The sequence below is a fragment of the Burkholderia alba genome (assembly GCF_034721475.1).
Lineage (GTDB): Bacteria > Pseudomonadota > Gammaproteobacteria > Burkholderiales > Burkholderiaceae > Burkholderia > Burkholderia alba.
The window spans coordinates 228485-247754 of record NZ_JAWJWL010000003.1; the positions used below are offsets into that span (position 1 = coordinate 228485).

General features: G+C 65.5%; 20 protein-coding genes. 15 read left to right on the top strand and 5 right to left on the bottom strand.

Annotated features, from left to right (window positions below):
- Positions 1-31: 31 nt before the first annotated feature.
- Positions 32-1276, bottom strand: a complete 1245-nt coding sequence (mltB, locus tag RZR99_RS04455; protein WP_323118524.1) for a lytic murein transglycosylase B — start codon at positions 1274-1276, stop codon at positions 32-34.
- 180 nt (positions 1277-1456) lie between these two features.
- Between mltB and RZR99_RS04460 the strand changes: the two genes are divergently transcribed.
- Positions 1457-2380: a histone deacetylase family protein gene (locus RZR99_RS04460; RefSeq protein WP_323118525.1), complete on the top strand. Its 924-nt coding sequence runs from the start codon at positions 1457-1459 to the stop codon at positions 2378-2380.
- 69 nt (positions 2381-2449) lie between these two features.
- On the opposite strand, the gene RZR99_RS04465 is transcribed toward RZR99_RS04460, so the two are convergent.
- On the bottom strand, positions 2450-3289 hold the full coding sequence (locus tag RZR99_RS04465; RefSeq protein WP_323118636.1) for an alpha/beta hydrolase: 840 nt from the start codon (positions 3287-3289) through the stop codon (positions 2450-2452).
- A 306-nt stretch (positions 3290-3595) separates the two neighbouring features.
- On the opposite strand from RZR99_RS04465, the gene RZR99_RS04470 reads away from it, so the two are divergent.
- From RZR99_RS04470 to RZR99_RS04495, 6 genes are all read left to right on the top strand, one after another.
- Positions 3596-4630 carry a methionine ABC transporter ATP-binding protein gene (locus tag RZR99_RS04470; RefSeq protein ID WP_323118526.1) on the top strand — a complete coding sequence of 345 codons (1035 nt, stop codon included), beginning with the start codon at positions 3596-3598 and terminating at the stop codon, positions 4628-4630.
- On the top strand, positions 4620-5273 hold the full coding sequence (locus tag RZR99_RS04475) for a methionine ABC transporter permease (RefSeq protein WP_323118527.1): 654 nt from the start codon (positions 4620-4622) through the stop codon (positions 5271-5273). The genes RZR99_RS04470 and RZR99_RS04475 overlap by 11 nt, the downstream gene beginning before the upstream one ends.
- A gap of 55 nt (positions 5274-5328) precedes the next feature.
- Positions 5329-6123 carry a MetQ/NlpA family ABC transporter substrate-binding protein gene (locus RZR99_RS04480; RefSeq protein ID WP_323118528.1) on the top strand — a complete coding sequence of 265 codons (795 nt, stop codon included), beginning with the start codon at positions 5329-5331 and terminating at the stop codon, positions 6121-6123.
- 222 nt (positions 6124-6345) lie between these two features.
- The gene (locus RZR99_RS04485; protein WP_323118529.1) at positions 6346-7095 is read left to right on the top strand and encodes an electron transfer flavoprotein subunit beta/FixA family protein; all 750 of its coding nucleotides are present in this window, start codon (positions 6346-6348) and stop codon (positions 7093-7095) included.
- Positions 7096-7109: 14 nt separating this feature from the next.
- The gene (locus RZR99_RS04490) at positions 7110-8045 is read left to right on the top strand and encodes an electron transfer flavoprotein subunit alpha/FixB family protein (protein ID WP_323118530.1); all 936 of its coding nucleotides are present in this window, start codon (positions 7110-7112) and stop codon (positions 8043-8045) included.
- A 106-nt stretch (positions 8046-8151) separates the two neighbouring features.
- Complete coding sequence (locus RZR99_RS04495; protein ID WP_323118531.1) at positions 8152-9942, top strand: acyl-CoA dehydrogenase; 1791 nt, start codon at positions 8152-8154, stop codon at positions 9940-9942.
- An 87-nt stretch (positions 9943-10029) separates the two neighbouring features.
- Here the strand turns inward: RZR99_RS04495 and RZR99_RS04500 are convergent, their stop codons facing one another.
- A complete protein-coding gene (locus RZR99_RS04500; RefSeq protein WP_323118532.1) occupies positions 10030-11316 on the bottom strand; it encodes a D-amino acid dehydrogenase in 1287 nt (428 codons plus the stop codon).
- A gap of 145 nt (positions 11317-11461) precedes the next feature.
- On the opposite strand from RZR99_RS04500, the gene RZR99_RS04505 reads away from it, so the two are divergent.
- Positions 11462-11950 carry an Lrp/AsnC ligand binding domain-containing protein gene (locus tag RZR99_RS04505; protein ID WP_323118533.1) on the top strand — a complete coding sequence of 163 codons (489 nt, stop codon included), beginning with the start codon at positions 11462-11464 and terminating at the stop codon, positions 11948-11950.
- Positions 11951-12046: 96 nt separating this feature from the next.
- Positions 12047-13186 carry a PA0069 family radical SAM protein gene (locus RZR99_RS04510; RefSeq protein ID WP_323118534.1) on the top strand — a complete coding sequence of 380 codons (1140 nt, stop codon included), beginning with the start codon at positions 12047-12049 and terminating at the stop codon, positions 13184-13186.
- Positions 13187-13205: 19 nt separating this feature from the next.
- Here RZR99_RS04510 and RZR99_RS04515 read toward each other — a convergent pair whose 3' ends face one another.
- Positions 13206-13676 (bottom strand): NINE protein, encoded by a 471-nt coding sequence (locus tag RZR99_RS04515; RefSeq protein ID WP_323118535.1) that lies wholly within the window; start codon positions 13674-13676, stop codon positions 13206-13208.
- Positions 13677-13780: 104 nt separating this feature from the next.
- Complete coding sequence (locus RZR99_RS04520; protein ID WP_323118536.1) at positions 13781-14926, bottom strand: PQQ-dependent sugar dehydrogenase; 1146 nt, start codon at positions 14924-14926, stop codon at positions 13781-13783.
- Positions 14927-15091: 165 nt separating this feature from the next.
- On the opposite strand from RZR99_RS04520, the gene rpsP reads away from it, so the two are divergent.
- From rpsP to RZR99_RS04550, 6 genes are all read left to right on the top strand, one after another.
- Entirely contained in the window at positions 15092-15346 is a 255-nt protein-coding gene (rpsP, locus tag RZR99_RS04525; protein ID WP_004189402.1) for a 30S ribosomal protein S16, read from the top strand.
- 42 nt (positions 15347-15388) lie between these two features.
- Positions 15389-16087, top strand: a complete 699-nt coding sequence (rimM, locus tag RZR99_RS04530; RefSeq protein WP_323118537.1) for a ribosome maturation factor RimM — start codon at positions 15389-15391, stop codon at positions 16085-16087.
- A gap of 1 nt (position 16088) precedes the next feature.
- Positions 16089-16883 carry a tRNA (guanosine(37)-N1)-methyltransferase TrmD gene (gene trmD / locus RZR99_RS04535; RefSeq protein WP_323118538.1) on the top strand — a complete coding sequence of 265 codons (795 nt, stop codon included), beginning with the start codon at positions 16089-16091 and terminating at the stop codon, positions 16881-16883.
- A 138-nt stretch (positions 16884-17021) separates the two neighbouring features.
- On the top strand, positions 17022-17411 hold the full coding sequence (gene rplS, locus RZR99_RS04540) for a 50S ribosomal protein L19 (RefSeq protein ID WP_323118539.1): 390 nt from the start codon (positions 17022-17024) through the stop codon (positions 17409-17411).
- A gap of 88 nt (positions 17412-17499) precedes the next feature.
- On the top strand, positions 17500-18186 hold the full coding sequence (locus RZR99_RS04545) for a CoA pyrophosphatase (RefSeq protein ID WP_323118540.1): 687 nt from the start codon (positions 17500-17502) through the stop codon (positions 18184-18186).
- A gap of 112 nt (positions 18187-18298) precedes the next feature.
- Positions 18299-19237 (top strand): CobD/CbiB family protein, encoded by a 939-nt coding sequence (locus RZR99_RS04550; RefSeq protein ID WP_323118541.1) that lies wholly within the window; start codon positions 18299-18301, stop codon positions 19235-19237.
- The last annotated feature ends 33 nt before the right edge of the window (positions 19238-19270 follow it).

The window sequence follows — 19270 nt, forward strand, 5'->3', positions numbered from 1 at the left end:
ATGCGGCGCTTTTTTCGTGGGGCGCAGCGGCTTACTGCGGTTGAGGCTCGACGGGCGGCTGCGCTTGAGGCTGCGGCACGGCAGCAGGTGCGGCGGTCAGCGCACCGCTGGCCTGCATCTGTTCCTTCACACGCTCGCCCAATTGATATACCGCGAGCGCGTAGAAGAAGCTGCGGTTGTAGCGGGTCAGCACGTAGAAATTCTTCAGCCCGAGCTTGTACTCGGTCGTGCGGCCGGGCGTCGGCAGATCGACGACCGTGACCGGCGTGCCGGCTTCGGCGGCAACGCTCACTGCCGGCTCGTCGAGCACGAGCCCGGCCCGCAGCAACTGCGACAGCGCCCAGTGCGGTTCGGGCAGCCCGTCGGCGGCGGCTTGCGCGACCCCCTGGCTGCCGGTATCGGGGGCAATGTTCCAGACCACCGGACGGTCGGTTTCCCAGCCGTGCTGCTTCAGGTAGTTCGCGACGCTGCCGATGGCGTCGGCGGTGCTTGCTCGCAGGTCGATGTGGCCGTTGCCGTCATAGTCGACCGCGTACTCTCGAATGCTGCTCGGCAGGAACTGAGGAATGCCGACGGCACCCGTGTACGAACCGAGCACGCTGGTCGGTTCGATCCGGCTGTCGCGGGTCCATACGAGGAAATCTTCGAGGTTCTTGCGGAACGTCGCCTGGCGCGCGTCGCGATTCGCCGTGTTCGGATAGTCGAAGGCAAGCGTCGTCAGCGCGTCGAGCGTGCGGAAGTTGCCCATGTAGCGGCCGTAGATCGTCTCGACGCCGATGATCCCGACGATGACCTCGGGCGGCACGCCGAACTGTTCGGACGCGCGCTGCAGCGTCGCCTGGTTCGCACGCCAGAATTTCACGCCGGCATTGATGCGGACGGTATCGAGGAAGCGCGACTGATAGACCCTCCAGTTCTTGATCGACGGAGACGGCGCGGGCGTAACGAGCTTGACTGCGGTCGCGGAATAGCTCGTGCGGGCGAACAGCGCGCGCAGCGCGGCGGGATCGAAGTTGTAGCGCGCGGTCATGTCGCTGATGAACGCGTCGATTTGCGGGTTGTTCGCGTAGCGCTGCGGGACGATCTCTTCTTCGAAGGTCTGCCCTTGCGGCACGGGCTGTTGCGGCTGGGCCTGCGCGACGGCAACGGGCGCGGCCGGCGGCGTTTGCGCGGATGCGGTGGCGGCGAGCAGCGCCGCGGCGAGCGACAGGGCGACGAGCGGCAGGCGAGGACGAACGGCGGACGATGCGGGTGCGGCAGACGGGTTGAAATTCATGGCGAACCGGGGCAGACAGCGCAAATGAGTTCGGGCCAGTATAACCGACGCATCTGTCGCGACGACCCGGCATATGGCTGCGATGTGGTAAGTTAGCGGCGAATTTCGCGCAAGACGATCGTGTAGACATCCTTGATGGAGACCTGCGGCACGCACCACGCCGTGTCGCGGCAGACGCTTATGGCAACCGCCTTTTACACCCACCCCGACTGCCTTCTGCATGAGATGGGCGCGTGGCATCCCGAGTGTCCGGCGCGGCTGTCGGCGATCCAGGATCAACTGATCTCGAGCCGCATCGACGACCTGATCGCGCACGAAGCCGCGCCGTTCGCGAGCGAAGCGGCGCTGGCCCTCGTCCATACGCAGGCGCACATCGACTACATCAAGAGCCGTGCGCCCGAGACGGGTTATGCGGAGCTCGACCCCGACACGTCGATGAACCCCCACACCTGGCGCGCGGCGCTGCGCGCGGCGGGCGCGGCGGTCGAGGCGACCGACGCGGTGATCGAAGGCCGCTACGACAACGCGTTCTGCAGCGTCCGGCCGCCGGGCCATCATGCGGAGCCCGCGCGCGCGATGGGGTTCTGCTTTTTCAACAACGTCGCGATTGCCGCGCGGCACGCGCTGGAGAGACACGGGCTCGAGCGCGTCGCGATCGTCGATTTCGACGTACACCACGGCAACGGCACCGAAGCCGCGTTCGCGAACGACGAGCGCGTGCTGATGTGCAGCTTCTTCCAGCATCCGCTGTATCCGTTTTCGGGCGCGGAGCATCAGGCGCCCAACATGGTCAACCTGCCGATGCCCGCGCGCACCGGCGGCATGGCGGTGCGCGAGGCGGTCGACATGCTGTGGCTGCCGAGGCTCGAGGCGTTCCGACCGCAGATGCTGTTCGTGTCGGCGGGCTTCGATGCGCATCGCGAGGACGACATCGGCAACATGGGGCTCGTCGAGGCCGACTACGAGTGGCTGACCGAGCAGATCTGCGCGATCGCGCGACGTCATGCGCAAGGCCGGATCGTCAGCTGTCTCGAAGGCGGCTACAATCTGTCCGCGCTCGGCCGCAGCGTGGTGGCCCATCTGCGTGTGCTGGCCGGGCTCTGAGCGGCGGCCCGCATATCTTCCTCGATGGTTCAGGCAGCGCGTGCGGCGCGCCGCCGTGCCGCACGCGTATCACGCACGGGCAGGGATGCGCGCCGTCATCCAGTCGATCAGCGCACCGATCACGCGTTCGCGTTCGAGGTCGGCCATCGTTTCGTGAAAGCCTCCTTCGTATAGCGTGAGCGTCCGGTCCGGCGAGCCGGCTTCGGCGCCGAAGCTGCGGCTGCCGTTCGGCTCGGTGAGCTTGTCCTCGGTGCCGTGGTAGACGAGCAGCGGCACGCGCAGGGTGCCGCGGCCGCGTTCGATCCGCTCCATCGCCGCCAGGATCTCGGCGCCGGTCCGCGCCGGGACGGCGCCGTGATGCACCAGCGGATCGGCACGGTTCGCGTCCACCACGCGCTGATCGCGCGACAGCAGCGCGGCATCGATCTTCAGCGCGGGAAAGCGCGGCCACACGCGGCTGACGAACCGGCTGAGCGAGAGCATCCAGCGCGGCACGTCGCGCCCCGGCGCCAGCGCGGGACTGGACAGGATCAGTCCGGCAAAGGTGCGGCCGCGGGCGGCGGCCCGCTCGATCGCGTAGAGCGCGGCGATCGCGCCGCCCATGCTGTGGCCCATCAGGAACAGCGGCGCGTCGTCGCGCGCGGCGCTGGCGACGAGCGCATCGGCATCCTGAAGATAGTGGTCGAACTGGTCGACCCAGACCCGTTCGCCCGGCGAGCGGCCATGTCCGCGCAGATCCATCGACACCACTTCGATGCCGGCCGCATTGAGCCGCTCGGCCAGCGCCTGATAGCGCCCGGCGTGCTCGGCGAGGCCATGCACCAGCGCGACCGTCGCGCGCGGCGGCGCGAGCGGGGCGGCGGCCGGCCAGCGGTATGACACCAGTTCCACGCCGTCCGCGGTGCGCAGCTTGCCGAACCGGGGGCCGGGGTTCGCGTCGGCGGAGGGCGGCGTATGGGCCGGCGTGGATCGCGCATCGTTCATCGCAGAGGTCTCCCGTTCGTATTTTTGTCGATCCGGACGATCATAGTCGCCGCGCCGGCCGAGGCGTGCCTGTGCGCTCCTCTAATTTCGTCTGGTTATGAAAAGATCGAAATCGATTATTAAGAAGCATGAGGGGATTGCGGTAAAATCCCCGGTTATTCCAAGATACGACGGCGGCCGACTGGTGGAGCCCGGGATGTTCGCTCCGCAGCCATCCGCCGTTTTGTTTACATGATCGAAATTCGCAATCTTTCGCAGCGGTTCGCCGGGCCTCAGGGCTGGATCGAGGCGTTGCACAACGTCAGCCTGACGATTCCCCAGGGCGAGGTGTTCGGCATCATCGGCCGCAGCGGCGCGGGCAAGAGCACGCTCGTGCGCACCATCAATCTGCTTACGCGGCCGTCCGAGGGCAACGTGATCGTCGGCGGCCGCGACCTGACGCTGATGTCGGCGGGCGACCTGCGCGCCGCGCGTCGCGATATCGGCATGATTTTCCAGCACTTCAACCTGCTGTCGTCGCGCACGGTGTTCGAGAACGTCGCGCTGCCGCTCGAACTCGCGGGCGTGAAGCGTGCCGAGATCGAGGCGACGGTGCTGCCGCTGCTCGATCTGGTCGGGCTGTCCGCGCAGAAGGACCGCTACCCGGCGCAGATCAGCGGCGGCCAGAAGCAGCGGGTTGGTATCGCGCGCGCGCTGGCGAGCAAGCCGAAGGTACTGCTGTCCGACGAGGCCACGTCGGCGCTCGACCCGGAAACCACTCGCGCGATTCTCGATCTGCTCAAGCGGATCAACCGCGAGCTCGGTCTCACGATCGTGCTGATCACGCACCAGATGGAGGTCATCAAGCAGGTCTGCGATCGGGTCGCGGTGCTCGACGCGGGGCGCGTGGTCGAGGAAGGCAAGGTGATCGACGTATTCCTGCAGCCGCGTCACGAGGTCACGCGCGCGCTGATCGGCGACGTGATCGCGCAGGAACTGCCGCCCGCGCTGAAGGCGCGCGTCGCCGAACGCCTGAAGACGGGCAACGGCCATCTGCTGCGTCTCGCGTTCACGGGGTCCGGCGTCGATCAGCCGATTCTGTCCGAGACGATTCGCCGCTACGAACTGGATTTCAACATCCTGCACGGCCAGATCGACGAGATCCAGGGGCAGGCATTCGGTTCGCTCGCGGTGCTCGCGGGCGGCGAGCCGGGCAAGGTGGGGCAGGCGCTCGCGTATCTGCGCGAGCAGGGTGTGGTGGTCGAGGAGCTTTCGTATGTTGAGTGAGATGTTCGATATGTTCGTGCAGTCGTTCTGGGAGACGCTGATCATGGTCGGCATTTCCGGAGCGGTCGGCGCGCTGGTCGGCCTGCCGCTCGGCGTGCTGCTGTATCTGACCGATCGCCAGGGCGTGCTGCAGAACCTCGCGGTGAACCGCGTGCTGGGCGGCATCGTCAACGCGGTGCGCTCGACGCCGTTCATCATCCTGCTGGTCGCGGTCATTCCGTTCACCCGCCTCGTCACCGGATCGTCGATCGGCACGGCCGCCGCCGTGGTGCCGCTCACCCTCGCCGCGGCGCCGTTCATCGCGCGGCTCGCCGAGACGGCGCTGCGCGAAGTCGACCGCGGCCTCATCGAGGCCGCGCAGGCGATGGGCGCGACGACCCGCCAGATCGTCTTCAAGGTGCTGTTGCCCGAATCGTTGCCCGGCATCGTAGCCGGGCTGACGATCACGTTCGTGTCCCTGGTCGGCTATTCGGCGATGGCGGGGGCGATCGGCGGCGGCGGACTGGGCGATCTCGGGATTCGCTACGGCTACCAGCGCTATCTGCCCGAAGTGATGTGGACGGTCGTGGCGATCCTCATCGTGTTCGTGCAGATCGTCCAGTCGTTCGGCGACTGGCTGGTGCGGCGCCTGAGCCATAAATAAGCGGCCCGGGCCGCGGCAATCCAGCAACAGAAACAGACCAACCAGGGGTTCGGACATGCAACGACGCTTCATCCTCAAGCTCGCGGCCGTACTCGGCGCCGCGCTGTGCGTCACCGCCGCCGGCGCGCAGGCGCAGACCATCAAGGTCGGCGTGACGGGCGGGCCGCATGCGCAGGTGATGGAGGTGGTCAGGAAAGTTGCGGCGAAGAGCGGGCTCGACATCCGGATCGTCGAGTTTTCCGACTACGTGCAACCGAACGCCGCGCTCGCCGCGGGCGATCTCGACGCGAACAGCTATCAGCATTATCCGTACCTCGAGGCGCAGGTGAAGGATCGCGGCTACAAGCTGATCCGGATCGCGGACACCGTCACGTTCCCGATGGGGATCTACTCGAAGAAGCTGAAGTCGCTCTCCGAACTTCAGCCGGGCGCTCGCATCGCGATCCCGAACGATCCGACCAACGGCGGACGTGCGCTGTTGCTGCTGCAGAAACAGGGCCTCCTGACGCTGCGCGCCGGAACGGGGCTGAAGGCGACCCGCTTCGACATCGCCGACAACCCGAGGAAACTGAAGATCGTCGAACTCGACGCCGCGCAGATTCCTCGTTCGCTCGGCGATGTCGATGCCGCCGCGATCAACACCAATTACGCGATGGAAGCGGGCTTGAAGCCGAAACAGGACGCGATCGCAATCGAGGGCCCGAACGGTCCCTATGCGAACATCCTCGCGATCCGCGCGGCGGACAAGGAGCGGCCGTGGGTCGCGAAGCTCGTCGCGGCCTACCATTCGCCGGAAGTAAAGCAGTTCATCGAAGGCAAGTTCGGCGGCGCGGTCATCGCCGCCTGGTAAGACCGGATGGATCGCGCCGGCGATTAGAGGCGTGGGTCGAGAACCCGGGCTTTGCGTCCGGGTTTTTTCTCATTTAAAATAGAACGATCGTTCGCTATTTCCGGCGTGCCGCAGAGGAGCGCTATCCTCGATAGCCGCAAACAATGGCCCGCGTGGACGCCGTGCAGGCGAGCCTCGCTATAAAATGGCCGCTGGTCGTATTCGTAACTTTGGAGCGTGTGCATGAAAATCCTGGTGCCAGTGAAAAGAGTGGTCGATTACAACGTGAAGGTCCGGGTGAAATCGGACGGCACGGGCGTCGATATCGCGAACGTGAAGATGTCGATGAACCCGTTCGACGAAATCGCGGTGGAAGAGGCGGTGCGCCTGAAGGAAGCGGGCGTCGCAACCGAAGTGATCGCCGTGTCGGTCGGTGTCGCGCAGGCGCAGGAAACGCTGCGCACCGCGCTCGCGATCGGCGCGGACCGCGCGATCCTGGTCGAGGCGGCCGACGAAGTGCAGCCGCTCGGCGTCGCGAAGATCCTGAAGGCGCTGGTCGACAAGGAGCAGCCGCAACTGGTGATCCTCGGCAAGCAGGCGATCGACGACGACTCGAACCAGACCGGTCAGATGCTCGCCGCGCTCGCGAATCTGCCGCAGGCGACGTTCGCATCGAAAGTGACGGTCGCTGACGGCAAGGCCACCGTGGCGCGCGAAGTGGACGGCGGCGCGGAAACCCTGTCGCTGACGCTGCCGGCCGTGGTCACGACGGACCTGCGCCTGAACGAGCCGCGTTACGTGACGCTGCCGAACATCATGAAGGCGAAGAAGAAGCCGCTCGAGACGATCAAGCCGGAAGACCTGGGCGTCGACGTCGCGCCGCGTCTGAAGACGCTGAAGGTGGTCGAGCCCGCGAAGCGCGCGGCCGGCGTGAAGGTGCCGGACGTGAAGACGCTGGTCGAGAAACTGAAGACCGAAGCCAAGGTGCTGTAAGGGAGCGCAACGAAATGACGATTCTGGTAATTGCCGAACACGACAACGCATCGATCAAGGCGGCGACGCTGAACACGGTGGCGGCCGCGCAGAAGATCGGCGGCGACATCCACGTGCTGGTCGCGGGCCACAACGCGCAAGGCGCGGCGGACGCGGCCGCGAAGATCGCGGGGGTCTCGAAGGTGCTGCTGGCCGATGCGCCGCAACTCGCGGAAGGTCTCGCGGAGAACGTCGAAGCCACCGCGCTGAATGTCGCGAAGGACTATTCGCACATCCTGGCGCCGGCTACCGCCTACGGCAAGAACATTGCGCCGCGTCTCGCGGCGAAGCTCGACGTCGCGCAGATCAGCGACATCACGGCGGTCGATTCGGCCGACACGTTCGAGCGGCCGATCTACGCGGGCAACGCGATCGCGACGGTGCAGTCCGTCGATCCGATCAAGGTGATCACGGTGCGCGCGACGGGCTTCGACCCGGTGGCGGCCGAAGGCGGCAGCGCGGCGGTCGAGAAGATCGATGCGGCGGCCGATCAGGGCATCTCGCAATTCGTGAGCCGCGAGGTCACGAAGCTCGACCGTCCGGAGCTGACGTCGGCGAGCATCATCGTGTCGGGCGGCCGCGGGCTGGGCAGCGGCGAGAACTACACGAAGGTGTTGGAGCCGCTGGCCGACAAGTTGCAGGCGGCCCTGGGCGCATCGCGCGCGGCGGTCGACGCGGGCTACGTGCCGAACGACTACCAAGTGGGGCAGACCGGCAAGATCGTCGCGCCGCAACTGTACATCGCAGTCGGTATTTCGGGGGCGATCCAGCATCTGGCCGGGATGAAGGATTCGAAGGTGATCGTCGCGATCAACAAGGATCCGGAAGCGCCGATCTTCAGCGTGGCCGACTACGGCCTCGTCGGCGATCTGTTCACGCTCGTGCCGGAACTCGTGAGCGAACTGGGCTGACGCGCGGCTCGCGCTGCGTCCGACGCACGCAGGTTCAGGCATGAAACGAAGGGGCGCGACGAGCGCCCCTTTTTTACACGATAAGCAAACAGGAGAGGAGCACAACATGAGCTATAGCGCACCCGTCAAGGACATGCTGTTCGTGATGAAGGAACTGGCCGGCATCGACGCCGTCGCGACGCTGCCCGGTTTCGAGGACGCCGGCCTCGACACGGCGCAAGCCGTGCTCGACGAATCGGCGAAGTTCTGCGGCGAGGTGCTCGCGCCGCTCAATGAGGCAGGAGACCGGAACCCGAGCAGTTGGAAGGACGGCGCAGTCACTGCGACGCCGGGTTTCAAGGAGGCCTTCCGCCAGTTTGTCGAAGGCGGTTGGCAAGGGTTGCAGCATCCCGTCGAATACGACGGCCAGGGCCTGCCGAAACTGATCGCGACGCCCTGCATCGAGATGCTGAACGCGGCGAACCTCTCGTTCGCGCTGTGTCCGCTGCTGACCGACGGCGCGATCGAGGCGCTGTTGACCGCGGGCACCGACGAGCAGAAGAGCCGCTACGTGCCGAAGCTGATCTCCGGCGAATGGACCGGTACGATGAACCTGACCGAGCCGCAAGCCGGGTCGGATCTCGCGCAGGTTCGTTCGCGCGCGGAGCCGCAGGCCGACGGTTCGTTCAAGGTGTTCGGCACGAAGATCTTCATCACCTGGGGCGAGCACGATCTGGCGGACAACATTGTCCACCTGGTGCTTGCGCGCACGCCGAGCGCGCCGGAAGGCGTGAAGGGTATCTCGCTGTTCGTCGTGCCGAAGTTCCTCGTGAACGACGACGGCAGCCTCGGTGCGCGCAACGACGTGCATTGCGTATCGATCGAGCACAAGCTGGGCATCAAGGCGAGCCCGACCGCGGTGCTGCAGTACGGCGACCATGGCGGCGCGGTCGGCTATCTGATCGGCGAGGAGAATCGTGGCCTCGAATACATGTTCATCATGATGAACGCCGCGCGCTTCGGCGTCGGCATGCAGGGAATCGGGGTCGCGGACCGCGCGTACCAGAAGGCCGCGGCGTTTGCGAAGGAGCGCGTGCAGAGCCGCCCGGTCGACGGTTCGGCCAAGCAGTCGGTGACGATCGTCCACCATCCGGACGTGCGGCGCATGCTCGGAACGATGCGCGCGCTCACGGAGGGCGCGCGGGCGCTGTCGTATGTCGCCGCCGCGCATAGCGATCACGCACACCGTCACGCCGACGCGGACGCGCGCGCGAAGCATCAGGCGATCTACGAATACCTGGTGCCGGTCGTGAAGGGCTGGAGCACGGAGATGGTCAACGAGGTCGCGAGCCTCGGCGTGCAGGTGCACGGCGGAATGGGTTTCATCGAGGAAACGGGCGCGGCTCAGTATTACCGCGACGCGCGGATTCTGTCGATCTACGAAGGCACGACCGCGATCCAGGCAAACGACCTGGTGGGCCGCAAGACGGTGCGCGACGGCGGTGCGGTCGCGAAGGCGCTGATCGCCGATGTTCTGCAGACGGTCGATGCGCTCGGCGGGCACGACGGTGCGGCGTTCGCCTCGATGAAGATCCAGCTCGAGAAGGGCGCGCGCTCGTTGGCGGCGGTCGTGGATTTCGTCGTTGCGAATACGAAGGGCGATCCGAACGCGGTGTTCGCGGGCAGCGTGCCGTACCTGAAGCTTGCGGGCGTCGTGCTGTGCGGCTGGCAGATGGCCCGCGCGCTGCTTGCGGCGCAGAAGAACCGTGCCGACGATCCGAAGTTCCACGACGCGAAGATCGCGATCGCGCAGTTCTATGCGGAACACGTGCTGGTGCTGGCCGGCGCATTGGAGTCGTCAGTCGTCTCGGCGAAGGGCGGCGCGAGTGTGCTCGCGTTGACGGAAGATCAGTTCTGAACGATGCGGCATTGCCGTATCCGAAATGAAAAACGGCGCCCTTTTGGGCGCCGTTTTTGTCTGGATGATGCGTGGGCGGCCGCGATCTCAGGCGTACGCCGGGCGGTGCGTGCCGCCGGTTTCGCGCAGATAGCGGTGCACCGACAGGTCGTCCGCCTGGATGGCGGGCTTCTTGCCCGACATCAGGTCGGCAAGCAATTGGCCCGAGCCGCACGACATCGTCCATCCGAGCGTGCCGTGACCGGTATTCAGAAACAGGTTCGACACCGGCGTGCGGCCGACCACCGGCGTGCCGTCCGGCGTCATCGGGCGCAGGCCCGTCCAGAACGTTGCTCGCGACGTGTCGCCGCCCCCCGGGAACAGGTCGTTGACACACATTTCGAGCGTTTCTCGACGGGCTTCGCGCAAGCGCCTGTCGAAGCCGACGATCTCCGCCATGCCGCCCACGCGAATCCGCCGGTCGAAGCGGGTGATGGCGATCTTGTAGGTCTCGTCGAGCACGGTCGAGATCGGCGCGGCTGCTTCGTCGACGATCGGCGCGGTGATCGAGTAGCCCTTGAGCGGATACACGGGGATCTTCACGAGACTCGACACGAGGTGAGTCGAATACGAGCCGAGTGCGACCACGTAGGCGTCGCCGCGCACCATTTCGCTGCCGCACTGTACGCCGGCGATCTTGCCGCCCGCGATCGCGAGCGCATCGATCGGCGTGTTGTAGCGGAACTTCACGCCGAGCCCTTCGGCAAGCGCGGCGAGGCGCGTCGTGAACAACTGGCAGTCGCCGGTTTCGTCACCCGGCAGGCGCAGGCCGCCCGTCAGCTTGTGCGAGACCGCGGCGAGCGCCGGTTCGGCGTTCGCGAGTTCGGCGGGAGACAGCAGCTCGAACGGCACGTTCGCTTCCTTCAGCACGGCGATATCCTTCGCGGCCCCGTCGAGCTGCTGCTGGGTGCGAAACACCTGCAGCGTGCCGCCCGTGCGGCCTTCGTACTGGATGCCGGTGTCGGCCCGCAGCGCCTGCAGGCATTCGCGGCTGTACTCGGCAAGCCGGACCATGCGGCCCTTGTTCACCGCGTAGCGCGCTTCCGTACAGTTGCGCAGCATCTGCCACATCCACTGCAACTGGAAGCGGGTGCCGTCGAGGCGAATCGCGAGCGGCGCATGCTTTTCGAACATCCACTTGACGGCCTTCAGCGGCACGCCGGGCGCGGCCCACGGCGCGGCATAGCCGGGCGAGATCTGGCCGGCGTTCGCAAAACTGGTTTCGAGGGCGGGGCCGCTTTCGCGGTCGATCACGGTGACTTCATGGCCGGCACGCGCCAAGTAATAGGCGCTCGCCACGCCGACCACACCGCTGCCTAAAATGACCACTCGCATAGCTGCTCCACAAAGTGACGCCGGGCGGGCGGCGTGCGCTTCAGGGGTGCGCGCCGATTTCCATCCGACCTAGTTTTTCGCGCTATGGTATTGTCGAAACAGTAGGTTTTGTTATTGTATTTTTTTGATTTTCAGTAGAAACCCGATGAGAACTCAACGCCAACCGGTACGTGCGCTCGACAAGCTCGATCGGCGCATCCTGAAACTGCTGCAGGACGACGGGCGCATGGCAATGAAAGATCTGGCCGAGCAGGTCGGCCTGACGGTCACGCCGTGCATCGAACGGGTCCGCCGGATGGAGCGCGACGGCGTGATTACCGGCTATCACGCGCGGGTCGATCCGGCCCAACTGGGCGCGGCGCTGCTGGTATTCGTCGAGATCACGCTCGACCACAAGAACGGCAGCATGTTCGAGCAGTTTCGCCGCGAGGTGATGAAGATCGACGAAGTGCTCGAGTGCCATCTCGTGTCGGGCGATTTCGACTACCTGATCAAGGCGCGGATCGGCGAAATGGCCGATTACCGGAAGCTGCTCGGCGACATCCTGCTGCAACTGCCCGGCGCGGTGCAGTCGAAGAGCTATGTGGTGATGGAGGAGATCAAGGAGACGCTGACGATCTCGGTCGACGAGTAACGCGGCCCGAGCTTGGCACAACACCGCCAATACTGTATTTTTGTACAGTATTGGCGGTGTTTGTTTTTGCGGCGGCGGCCGCGTTCCAGGTGCGTGATGAGCGATCGATCCGATGTCGAATATCCGGTTGCGCCGCCCGAACCCCGCAAGGGGCGCGGCGCGGTCGGCAATCTGCAGGGGCGCTACGAGGTGGCGCAGCGCGAGGCTGTCGACGACGGCTGGGTGCACTATGCGGAAGAGGGCGATGTGCCTGCGGCTCTGCGCACGAAGGTGTTCGAGGAGCGCGCGAAGAGCATTCTCACGCGCAACGCGTCCCCCGATATTCCGTTCAACGTCTCGCTGAACCCGTATCGCGGCTGCGAGCACGGGTGCATCTACTGTTTTGCGCGTCCCACGCACAGCTACCTCGGCCTGTCGCCGGGGCTGGATTTCGAAAGCCGCATCTATGCGAAGGTGAACGCGGCGGAGTTGCTCGAGCGCGAGCTCGGCAAAAAGCACTACGTGCCGGAGCCGATCGCGCTCGGCGTGAGCACCGACGCGTATCAACCGGTCGAGCGCGATTTGCAGATCACGAGGCAGGTGATTCAGGTGATGCACGACCGCGGCCAACCGTTCGCGGCCATCACGAAATCGTCGCTGATCGAGCGCGATCTCGATCTGCTCGCGCCGATGGCGGCGCGCGGCCAGGTGATGGCGGCCGTTACGATCACCACGCTCGACGCCGATCTGGCACGCACGCTCGAGCCCCGGGCCGCCACGCCGTCGCGTCGCCTGAGGACGATCCGCGCGCTGCGCGACGCCGGCGTGCCCGTCGGCGTCAGTGTGGCGCCCGTCATTCCGTTCGTCACCGAGCCCGATCTGGAGCGGGTGCTCGAGGCGTGCGCGGAGGCCGGTGCGACGTATGCGAGCTATATCGTGCTGAGGTTGCCCTGGGAGGTCGCGCCGTTGTTCAAGGAATGGCTGGCCGCCCATTTTCCCGACCGGGCCGATCGCGTGATGGGCCGGGTGAGAGATATGCGCGGCGGCAAGGATTACGAGTCGGCGTTCGGCCAGCGAATGAAGGGCGAAGGACCGTGGGCCGACCTCATGAAGCAGCGTTTCCAGAAAGCGGTGAAGCGGCTCGGGCTCAACGAACGGACCCGGGGCATACTCGATTTCACGCAATTCCGCGCGCCGGCGCCCGTCAAGGCCGTGCGCGGCGAGCCGGCCGCTAGCCCGCAGCTGAACCTGTTCTGACGGCGGGTGCGAGCAGGCGTTATTGCGACAGCTGTTTTGCCGCCTGAACCTGTGCTTCGAAGTAGGTTTGGAACGACAGCGCCAGCGCGGTCATCAGCAAGAATGCACCGATCAGCAGCGAGAAGATCACGACGAAGATCACGGTCCAGCCGGACCGGCTGTGCTTGCCCGTTTCCGCATTGAATTGCGCATCCCACTTTTCGTCGGGGCGCAGGCCGTAGACGATCGCCGCGAGAAACGCGGCGAGCAGCGATATGGCGCCGGGCACCGCGAGCCACCAGCCGAGCGCGGCGGTGCGCTCCGATGCGGCGAGCAGCATGAAGCCGGGGATGCCGACGAGCGTCGCCAGCAGGTGCGCCCAGCCTGCGAGATCCTTCCACCCGTACAGATAGAAGCGATGGGCGCCGAGCGAGCCGAACAGGAACGCAAGTGCGGCGGTGAGCGTTTTCGAACGGAAGCGAGAGGGCTGGAACGGACTGCGGGTGGACATAGGCGGACGTGAGTAGAGCGGGGTGGGCGCGCGAGCGGTCTGCGCGCGGCGGGCCGGCAGGCATTCTACGATGCGCGGCATCGCGCGGTCACGTGCGGGCTGCGTCAAGGTGCCGCATAAGTGATCCGGTAGATCGCGCCCGCGTAATCGTCGCTGACGAGCAACGAGCCGTCGGGCAGCGGCAGCACGTCGGCGGGGCGGCCCCAGACGCTTTCATCGGGCATCAGCCAGCCCTGGACGAACACTTCCTGGCGGATCTGGCTGCCGTCCGCCGACGCGATCACGCGCATCACGCGGTAGCCCACCTTGCGGCTGCGATTCCATGAGCCGTGTTCGGCGATGAAGACATTGTTCCGATAATGGGCGGGAAACATCGCGCCGGTATAGAAGCGCATGCCGAGCGCCGCGACATGTGCGCCGAGCTTCAGCGCCGGCTGCGTGTATTGGGTGCAGGTCTGCTTCCGTCCGAATTCGGGGTCGGGTATGTTGCCGGCGTGGCAGAACGGGTAGCCGAAATCGAGGCCTGTGTGCGGTGCGCGGTTGAGGGTGTCGTCGGGGCGATCGTCGCCGAGCAGATCCCGACCGTTGTCGGTGAACCAGAGGTCGCCCGTGAGCGGGTGCCATGCAAAGCCGACGGTGTTCCGCACGCCGCGCGCATACGACTCGTAGCCGCTGCCGTCCGGATTCATCCGGCCGATCATTGCATAGCGGTCGCGATCGGCGAGGCAGATGTTGCAGGGGGCGCCCGTCGGCACATACAGTTTGCCGTCCGGGCCGAATGCGATGAATTTCCAGCCGTGGTGGTGTTCGGTCGGCAGGGCGTCGGTCACGACGGCCGGCTTCGGCGGCGTGTCGAGCCGGCTGTCGATCTGCTCGAAGCGCAGAATGCGGGAGATCGCGGAGACATAAAGGGTGCCGTCCCGATAGGCGACTCCGACGGGCATCGTCAGTCCGGATGCGACGACATGATGGGCGCTGACCCGGCCGTTGCGCAGCGTCAGCGCATGTACTCGACCCTCGGTGCTGCCCACGTACAGAATGCCCTGGGGCGACCATGCCATTTCACGCGCGGTGGGGATGTCGTCGGCCAATACGGCGATATGGAAGCCCGGCGGCAGGCTGAGCCGTTCGATCGGCAATTCGGCGTGCGCGGCGCATGTTGCAAGAATCAGACAGGCCGCGATCGAATGCCGCCACCGGGCGCCGAAGCCGGACGGAGCGGGGTGGGGCGATGCGGGCGTCGGGCGCATGACGAGCGATATGTGGCGAGCGGAGATCGCACAATGTGAAAATTGTAAGCCTGTCGGCGGGCAGGTTCGCGCTTTTTGCTGGGTAAGTGTTTGTTGTGCCACTGGTTTCCGGCTATAATCTCGCGTTTCAGTAGTCTCGAACCCGGTTTCCCCGAAGGATTTCATATGGTCATCATCCGTCTGGCTCGCGGCGGCTCGAAGAAGCGCCCGTTCTACAACATCGTCGCAACCGATTCGCGTAACCGTCGTGACGGCCGCTTCATCGAGCGCGTGGGTTTCTACAACCCGGTCGCCACGAAGGGCGAAGCGCTGCGTATCGCTCAGGATCGCCTGACGTACTGGCAAGGCGTGGGCGCACAGCTGTCGCCGACCGTCGAGCGTCTGGTCAAGCAAGCGCAAAAGGCACAGCCGGCTGCGTAATATGGCGCGGTTCGCCGGAAGTACCGGCTGCGAGGTTTGCTAATGTCCGGTCAAGATTCCGGTAGTGCCAAAAGCGGTGCACGTGAGCGGTCGTCGTTCGGCGTATTCGTTCGCAAGCCCGAGCGCGCATCCCCCAAGGACGCGGGCGAAGGCACAGTAGTAGCAGAAACATCGGCAGTTCGCATCGAGGCGGCGCCATCCTGGCCGGACGATGCGGTCGAGGTCGGCGCGATCGTCGATGCGTACGGCCTCAAGGGCTGGGTCAAGATTGCGGCTCATGTCGGTGCGGGGCGAGGCGGCGACGCCCTTCTCGCGGCACGGCAGTGGTGGCTGCAAAAGGGCGCGGAGCGGAGCATCGCTCGCGTTTCGCAGGCGAAGACGCATGGCGATGCCATCGTCGCTCATCCTGCCGGCCTGGCCGATCGCGATGCGGCACTTGCGTTGCGCGGCTCACGTGTCTTCGTGCGCCGCGGCGATTTCCCGGCGCTGGACGCCGACGAATTTTACTGGGTGGATCTGATCGGTCTCGACGTTGCCAACGAAGCGGGCATTCCGCTCGGCAAGGTGGCCGACATGATCGACAACGGCGCGCATTCGATCATGCGTATCGAGTATCCGGCAATCGGCAAAGCAGGCCAGCCGGCCACCGGCGAGCGGTTGATTCCGTTCGTCGGCGCATATGTCAAAGCGGTGGATCAGGCGGCGCGGCGTATCGTGGTCGACTGGGACACCGATTATTGAAATGAATCAGGCTACGGAGAGCGCGATGCAGTTCGACGTCATCACGCTCTTTCCCGAGATGTTTCGCGCACTGACCGACTGGGGCATCACGAGCCGGGCGGCGAAGCAGGGGCGTTTCGGGTTGCGCACCTGGAATCCGCGCGATTTCACGACCGACAACTACCGCACCGTGGACGATCGCCCTTATGGCGGCGGTCCCGGCATGGTGATGCTGGCCAAGCCGCTCGAGGCGGCGATCGACGCGGCGAAAACCGCGCAGGCGGAGCAGGGCGTGCCGGTGTCGCGGGTCGTCATGATGTCGCCGCAAGGCGCGCCGTTGAAGCATGAGCGTGTGATGCGGATGGTGGACGAGCCGGGCATCGTGTTGTTGTGCGGCCGTTATGAGGCGATCGATCAGCGTTTACTCGATCGCTGCGTCGACGAGGAAATCAGCCTCGGCGATTTCGTGCTGTCGGGGGGCGAACTGCCCGCGATGGCGCTGATGGATGCCGTTGTGCGGCAATTGCCCGGCGTGTTGAACGATGCGCAATCCGCCGTGCAGGACAGCTTTGCCGACGGCCTGCTAGATTGCCCGCACTACACGCGCCCCGAGGAGTACGAAGGGGTGCGGGTGCCCGATGTGCTGCTCGGCGGCCATCACGCGGAGATCGAGCGCTGGCGTCGCCAGCAGGCATTGAGCAATACCTTTGTGAAGCGTCCGGATCTGATCGCACGGGCGCGTCGCAGCAAGTTGTTGAGCCGCGCCGACGAGGCGTGGCTCGCAAATCTCGCGAGCGAAGCGAAGAAGGCCTCCTGAGGCCGTCCGCGCGGGTTCGGGGAAAAAGGCGGTGTCGTGCATGCGTGCAGGGCGCCAGATGTGAATCCATCCTCTATCGGGGCCGAGCCGGGCAACCAGCGGGCGCTAACGCCGACAAGATGGCTTTAGGAGTCAGTGATGAATCTGATTGCAAAACTTGAGCAGGAAGAGATCGAGCGCGCGCTCGCAGGCAAAACCATCCCCGAATTCGCCCCCGGCGATACGGTGATCGTGAACGTGAACGTGGTTGAAGGTAGCCGCAAGCGCGTTCAGGCCTACGAAGGCGTCGTGATCGCGAAGCGCAGCCGTGGTCTGAACTCGTCGTTCATCGTCCGCAAGATTTCGTCGGGCGAAGGCGTTGAGCGTACGTTCCAGACGTACTCGCCGCTGCTGGCGAGCATCGTGGTGAAGCGTCGCGGCGACGTGCGTCGTGCGAAGCTGTACTACCTGCGCGAGCGTTCGGGCAAGTCGGCCCGGATCAAGGAAAAGCTGGTGTCGAAGGTCCGCACCACTGCGCCGCAAGCGTAAGAGCTGTAAGGAAAAAGCACCCGACCGGGTGCTTTTTTCATTCTGGCGCGACAATACGCTCCATCCCCATCGATCCGGAGAGCGTCCCTTGACCCGCCGCCCCATCATCGACCCCGAAGTTCTGCCAGTCGAGGCCACCGGGGCCGGTCTGCCCGTCGTGACGCCCCATATGCTGACGCCCGCCGGCCTGCGCGAACGGTTCGCTCATCCGCTCGAATGGACCTACGAACCCGGCGATGCGCATCTGCAGGAGGGCATCGATCCGCGCAGCGCGGCGGTGCTGATTCCTCTCGTCGTGCGCGAGCGCGGCCTGACGGTGCTGCTCACGCAGCGGGCCGACCATCTGACCGATCACGCAGGACAGATCAGTTTTCCCGGCGGACGGCGTGAGCCGTACGATGTCGATGCGCGCGCCACAGCGTTGCGCGAGGCGCACGAGGAAATCGCGCTGGCGCGGGAGCGGGTCGAAGTGCTGGGCGCGTTGCCGGACTATCTGACCGGTACCGGATTCTGCGTGTCGCCCGTGGTCGGGCTCGTCCATTTGCCGTTCACGGTCGAGGCTGACACTTTCGAAGTAGCCGAGATCTTCGAGGTGCCGCTGGATTTCCTGATGAACCCCGCGCATCACCAGGTGCGCGTGTTTCGCTGGGAGGGCGGCGAGCGTCGTTTTTTTGCGATGCCCTATCCGGACGATCAGGTCGACGGACATTACTTCATCTGGGGCGCAACGGCCGGCATGTTGCGCAATCTGTACCGTTTCCTGGCGGCGGGGTAGGCGTGCCGGGCCACTCAGGTCCGCCGCCGAAGGGCGCCGCGAACCATGCAGCGCGTACGCTGTGCTATCGTTATGCGAAAAATCACATAACCCGGAATGCACGGCCCTTCGCATGACTTTCTTCTCGGTTCTCCTCGCTCTCATCATCGAACAGGTCCGCGCGCTGTCGCCGAGCAATCCGGTCTTCGCGCTGTTTCAGTTCCATGCGGAAACCGCCGCGCACGGCTTCGATGCCGGCAAGAAAAAGCATGGCGTGCTGGCGTGGCTCGTCGTCGTCGTGCCGTGGGTACTGGCCGTCGCACTGATCTATTTTCTGCTCTACAAGGTGAGCTTCGCGCTCGCGTTCCTGTGGAACGTCGCCGTCGTGTATTTCACGCTCGGGTTCCGCCAGTTCAGCCATTACTTCACCGATATCCATCTCGCGCTCAACAACGACGACGTGCCGCGTGCCCGTGAGATCCTCCACGAATGGACGGGGATCGACACGGTGGACATGCCGGTCGGCGAAATCGTCCGCCACACGCTGATCCATGCGGTGGTCGCGTCGCATCGCCACGTGTTCGGCGTGTTCTTCTGGTTCGTGCTGCCGGTCGGCCCGGCGGGCGCGGTACTGTACCGGATCGCCGAGTATCTGGCCCGCAGCTGGTCGGTGCCCGTGGACGACCGCACGGCCGCATTCTCGAATTTCGCGCAGCGCGCGTTTTTCGTGATCGACTGGATACCGGCGCGGCTGACGGCGCTTGGGTTTGCCATCGTCGGCAATTTCGAGGATGCGATCTACGCGTGGCGCAATCACACCCGCCAATGGCCCGATCCGAACGACGGCGTGCTGCTTGCCGCCGGCAGCGGTGCGCTGGGCGCGAGGCTGGCCGGTCCGTTGGCCGAGCCGTCGGGCCTCGACGCGCTGGCGGTCGGCGACAGCGGTCCGCTGACGGTCGGCGACGATTGCACGCCTCGCACGCTGCAGTCCGCGGTGGGGCTGGTCTGGCGCGCGGTGATCTTGTGGATGATCCTGTTGCTCATGCTGACGATTGCCGTCTGGGTGTCTTGATCGGCCGCAGGACCGCAGATCGTTTGCTTCACC

What these genes read in the sequence shown, in the direction of transcription:
- mltB (WP_323118524.1), bottom strand. Translation starts at nt 1,276, where the DNA reads ATGAATTTCAACCCGTCTGCCGCACCCGCATCGTCCGCCGTTCGTCCT.
- RZR99_RS04460 (WP_323118525.1), top strand. Translation starts at nt 1,457, where the DNA reads ATGGCAACCGCCTTTTACACCCACCCCGACTGCCTTCTGCATGAGATG.
- RZR99_RS04470 (WP_323118526.1), top strand. Translation starts at nt 3,596, where the DNA reads ATGATCGAAATTCGCAATCTTTCGCAGCGGTTCGCCGGGCCTCAGGGC.
- RZR99_RS04475 (WP_323118527.1), top strand. Translation starts at nt 4,620, where the DNA reads ATGTTGAGTGAGATGTTCGATATGTTCGTGCAGTCGTTCTGGGAGACG.
- RZR99_RS04480 (WP_323118528.1), top strand. Translation starts at nt 5,329, where the DNA reads ATGCAACGACGCTTCATCCTCAAGCTCGCGGCCGTACTCGGCGCCGCG.
- RZR99_RS04485 (WP_323118529.1), top strand. Translation starts at nt 6,346, where the DNA reads ATGAAAATCCTGGTGCCAGTGAAAAGAGTGGTCGATTACAACGTGAAG.
- RZR99_RS04490 (WP_323118530.1), top strand. Translation starts at nt 7,110, where the DNA reads ATGACGATTCTGGTAATTGCCGAACACGACAACGCATCGATCAAGGCG.
- RZR99_RS04495 (WP_323118531.1), top strand. Translation starts at nt 8,152, where the DNA reads ATGAGCTATAGCGCACCCGTCAAGGACATGCTGTTCGTGATGAAGGAA.
- RZR99_RS04500 (WP_323118532.1), bottom strand. Translation starts at nt 11,316, where the DNA reads ATGCGAGTGGTCATTTTAGGCAGCGGTGTGGTCGGCGTGGCGAGCGCC.
- RZR99_RS04505 (WP_323118533.1), top strand. Translation starts at nt 11,462, where the DNA reads ATGAGAACTCAACGCCAACCGGTACGTGCGCTCGACAAGCTCGATCGG.
- RZR99_RS04510 (WP_323118534.1), top strand. Translation starts at nt 12,047, where the DNA reads ATGAGCGATCGATCCGATGTCGAATATCCGGTTGCGCCGCCCGAACCC.
- RZR99_RS04515 (WP_323118535.1), bottom strand. Translation starts at nt 13,676, where the DNA reads ATGTCCACCCGCAGTCCGTTCCAGCCCTCTCGCTTCCGTTCGAAAACG.
- RZR99_RS04520 (WP_323118536.1), bottom strand. Translation starts at nt 14,926, where the DNA reads ATGCGCCCGACGCCCGCATCGCCCCACCCCGCTCCGTCCGGCTTCGGC.
- rpsP (WP_004189402.1), top strand. Translation starts at nt 15,092, where the DNA reads ATGGTCATCATCCGTCTGGCTCGCGGCGGCTCGAAGAAGCGCCCGTTC.
- rimM (WP_323118537.1), top strand. Translation starts at nt 15,389, where the DNA reads ATGTCCGGTCAAGATTCCGGTAGTGCCAAAAGCGGTGCACGTGAGCGG.
- trmD (WP_323118538.1), top strand. Translation starts at nt 16,089, where the DNA reads ATGAATCAGGCTACGGAGAGCGCGATGCAGTTCGACGTCATCACGCTC.
- rplS (WP_323118539.1), top strand. Translation starts at nt 17,022, where the DNA reads ATGAATCTGATTGCAAAACTTGAGCAGGAAGAGATCGAGCGCGCGCTC.
- RZR99_RS04550 (WP_323118541.1), top strand. Translation starts at nt 18,299, where the DNA reads ATGACTTTCTTCTCGGTTCTCCTCGCTCTCATCATCGAACAGGTCCGC.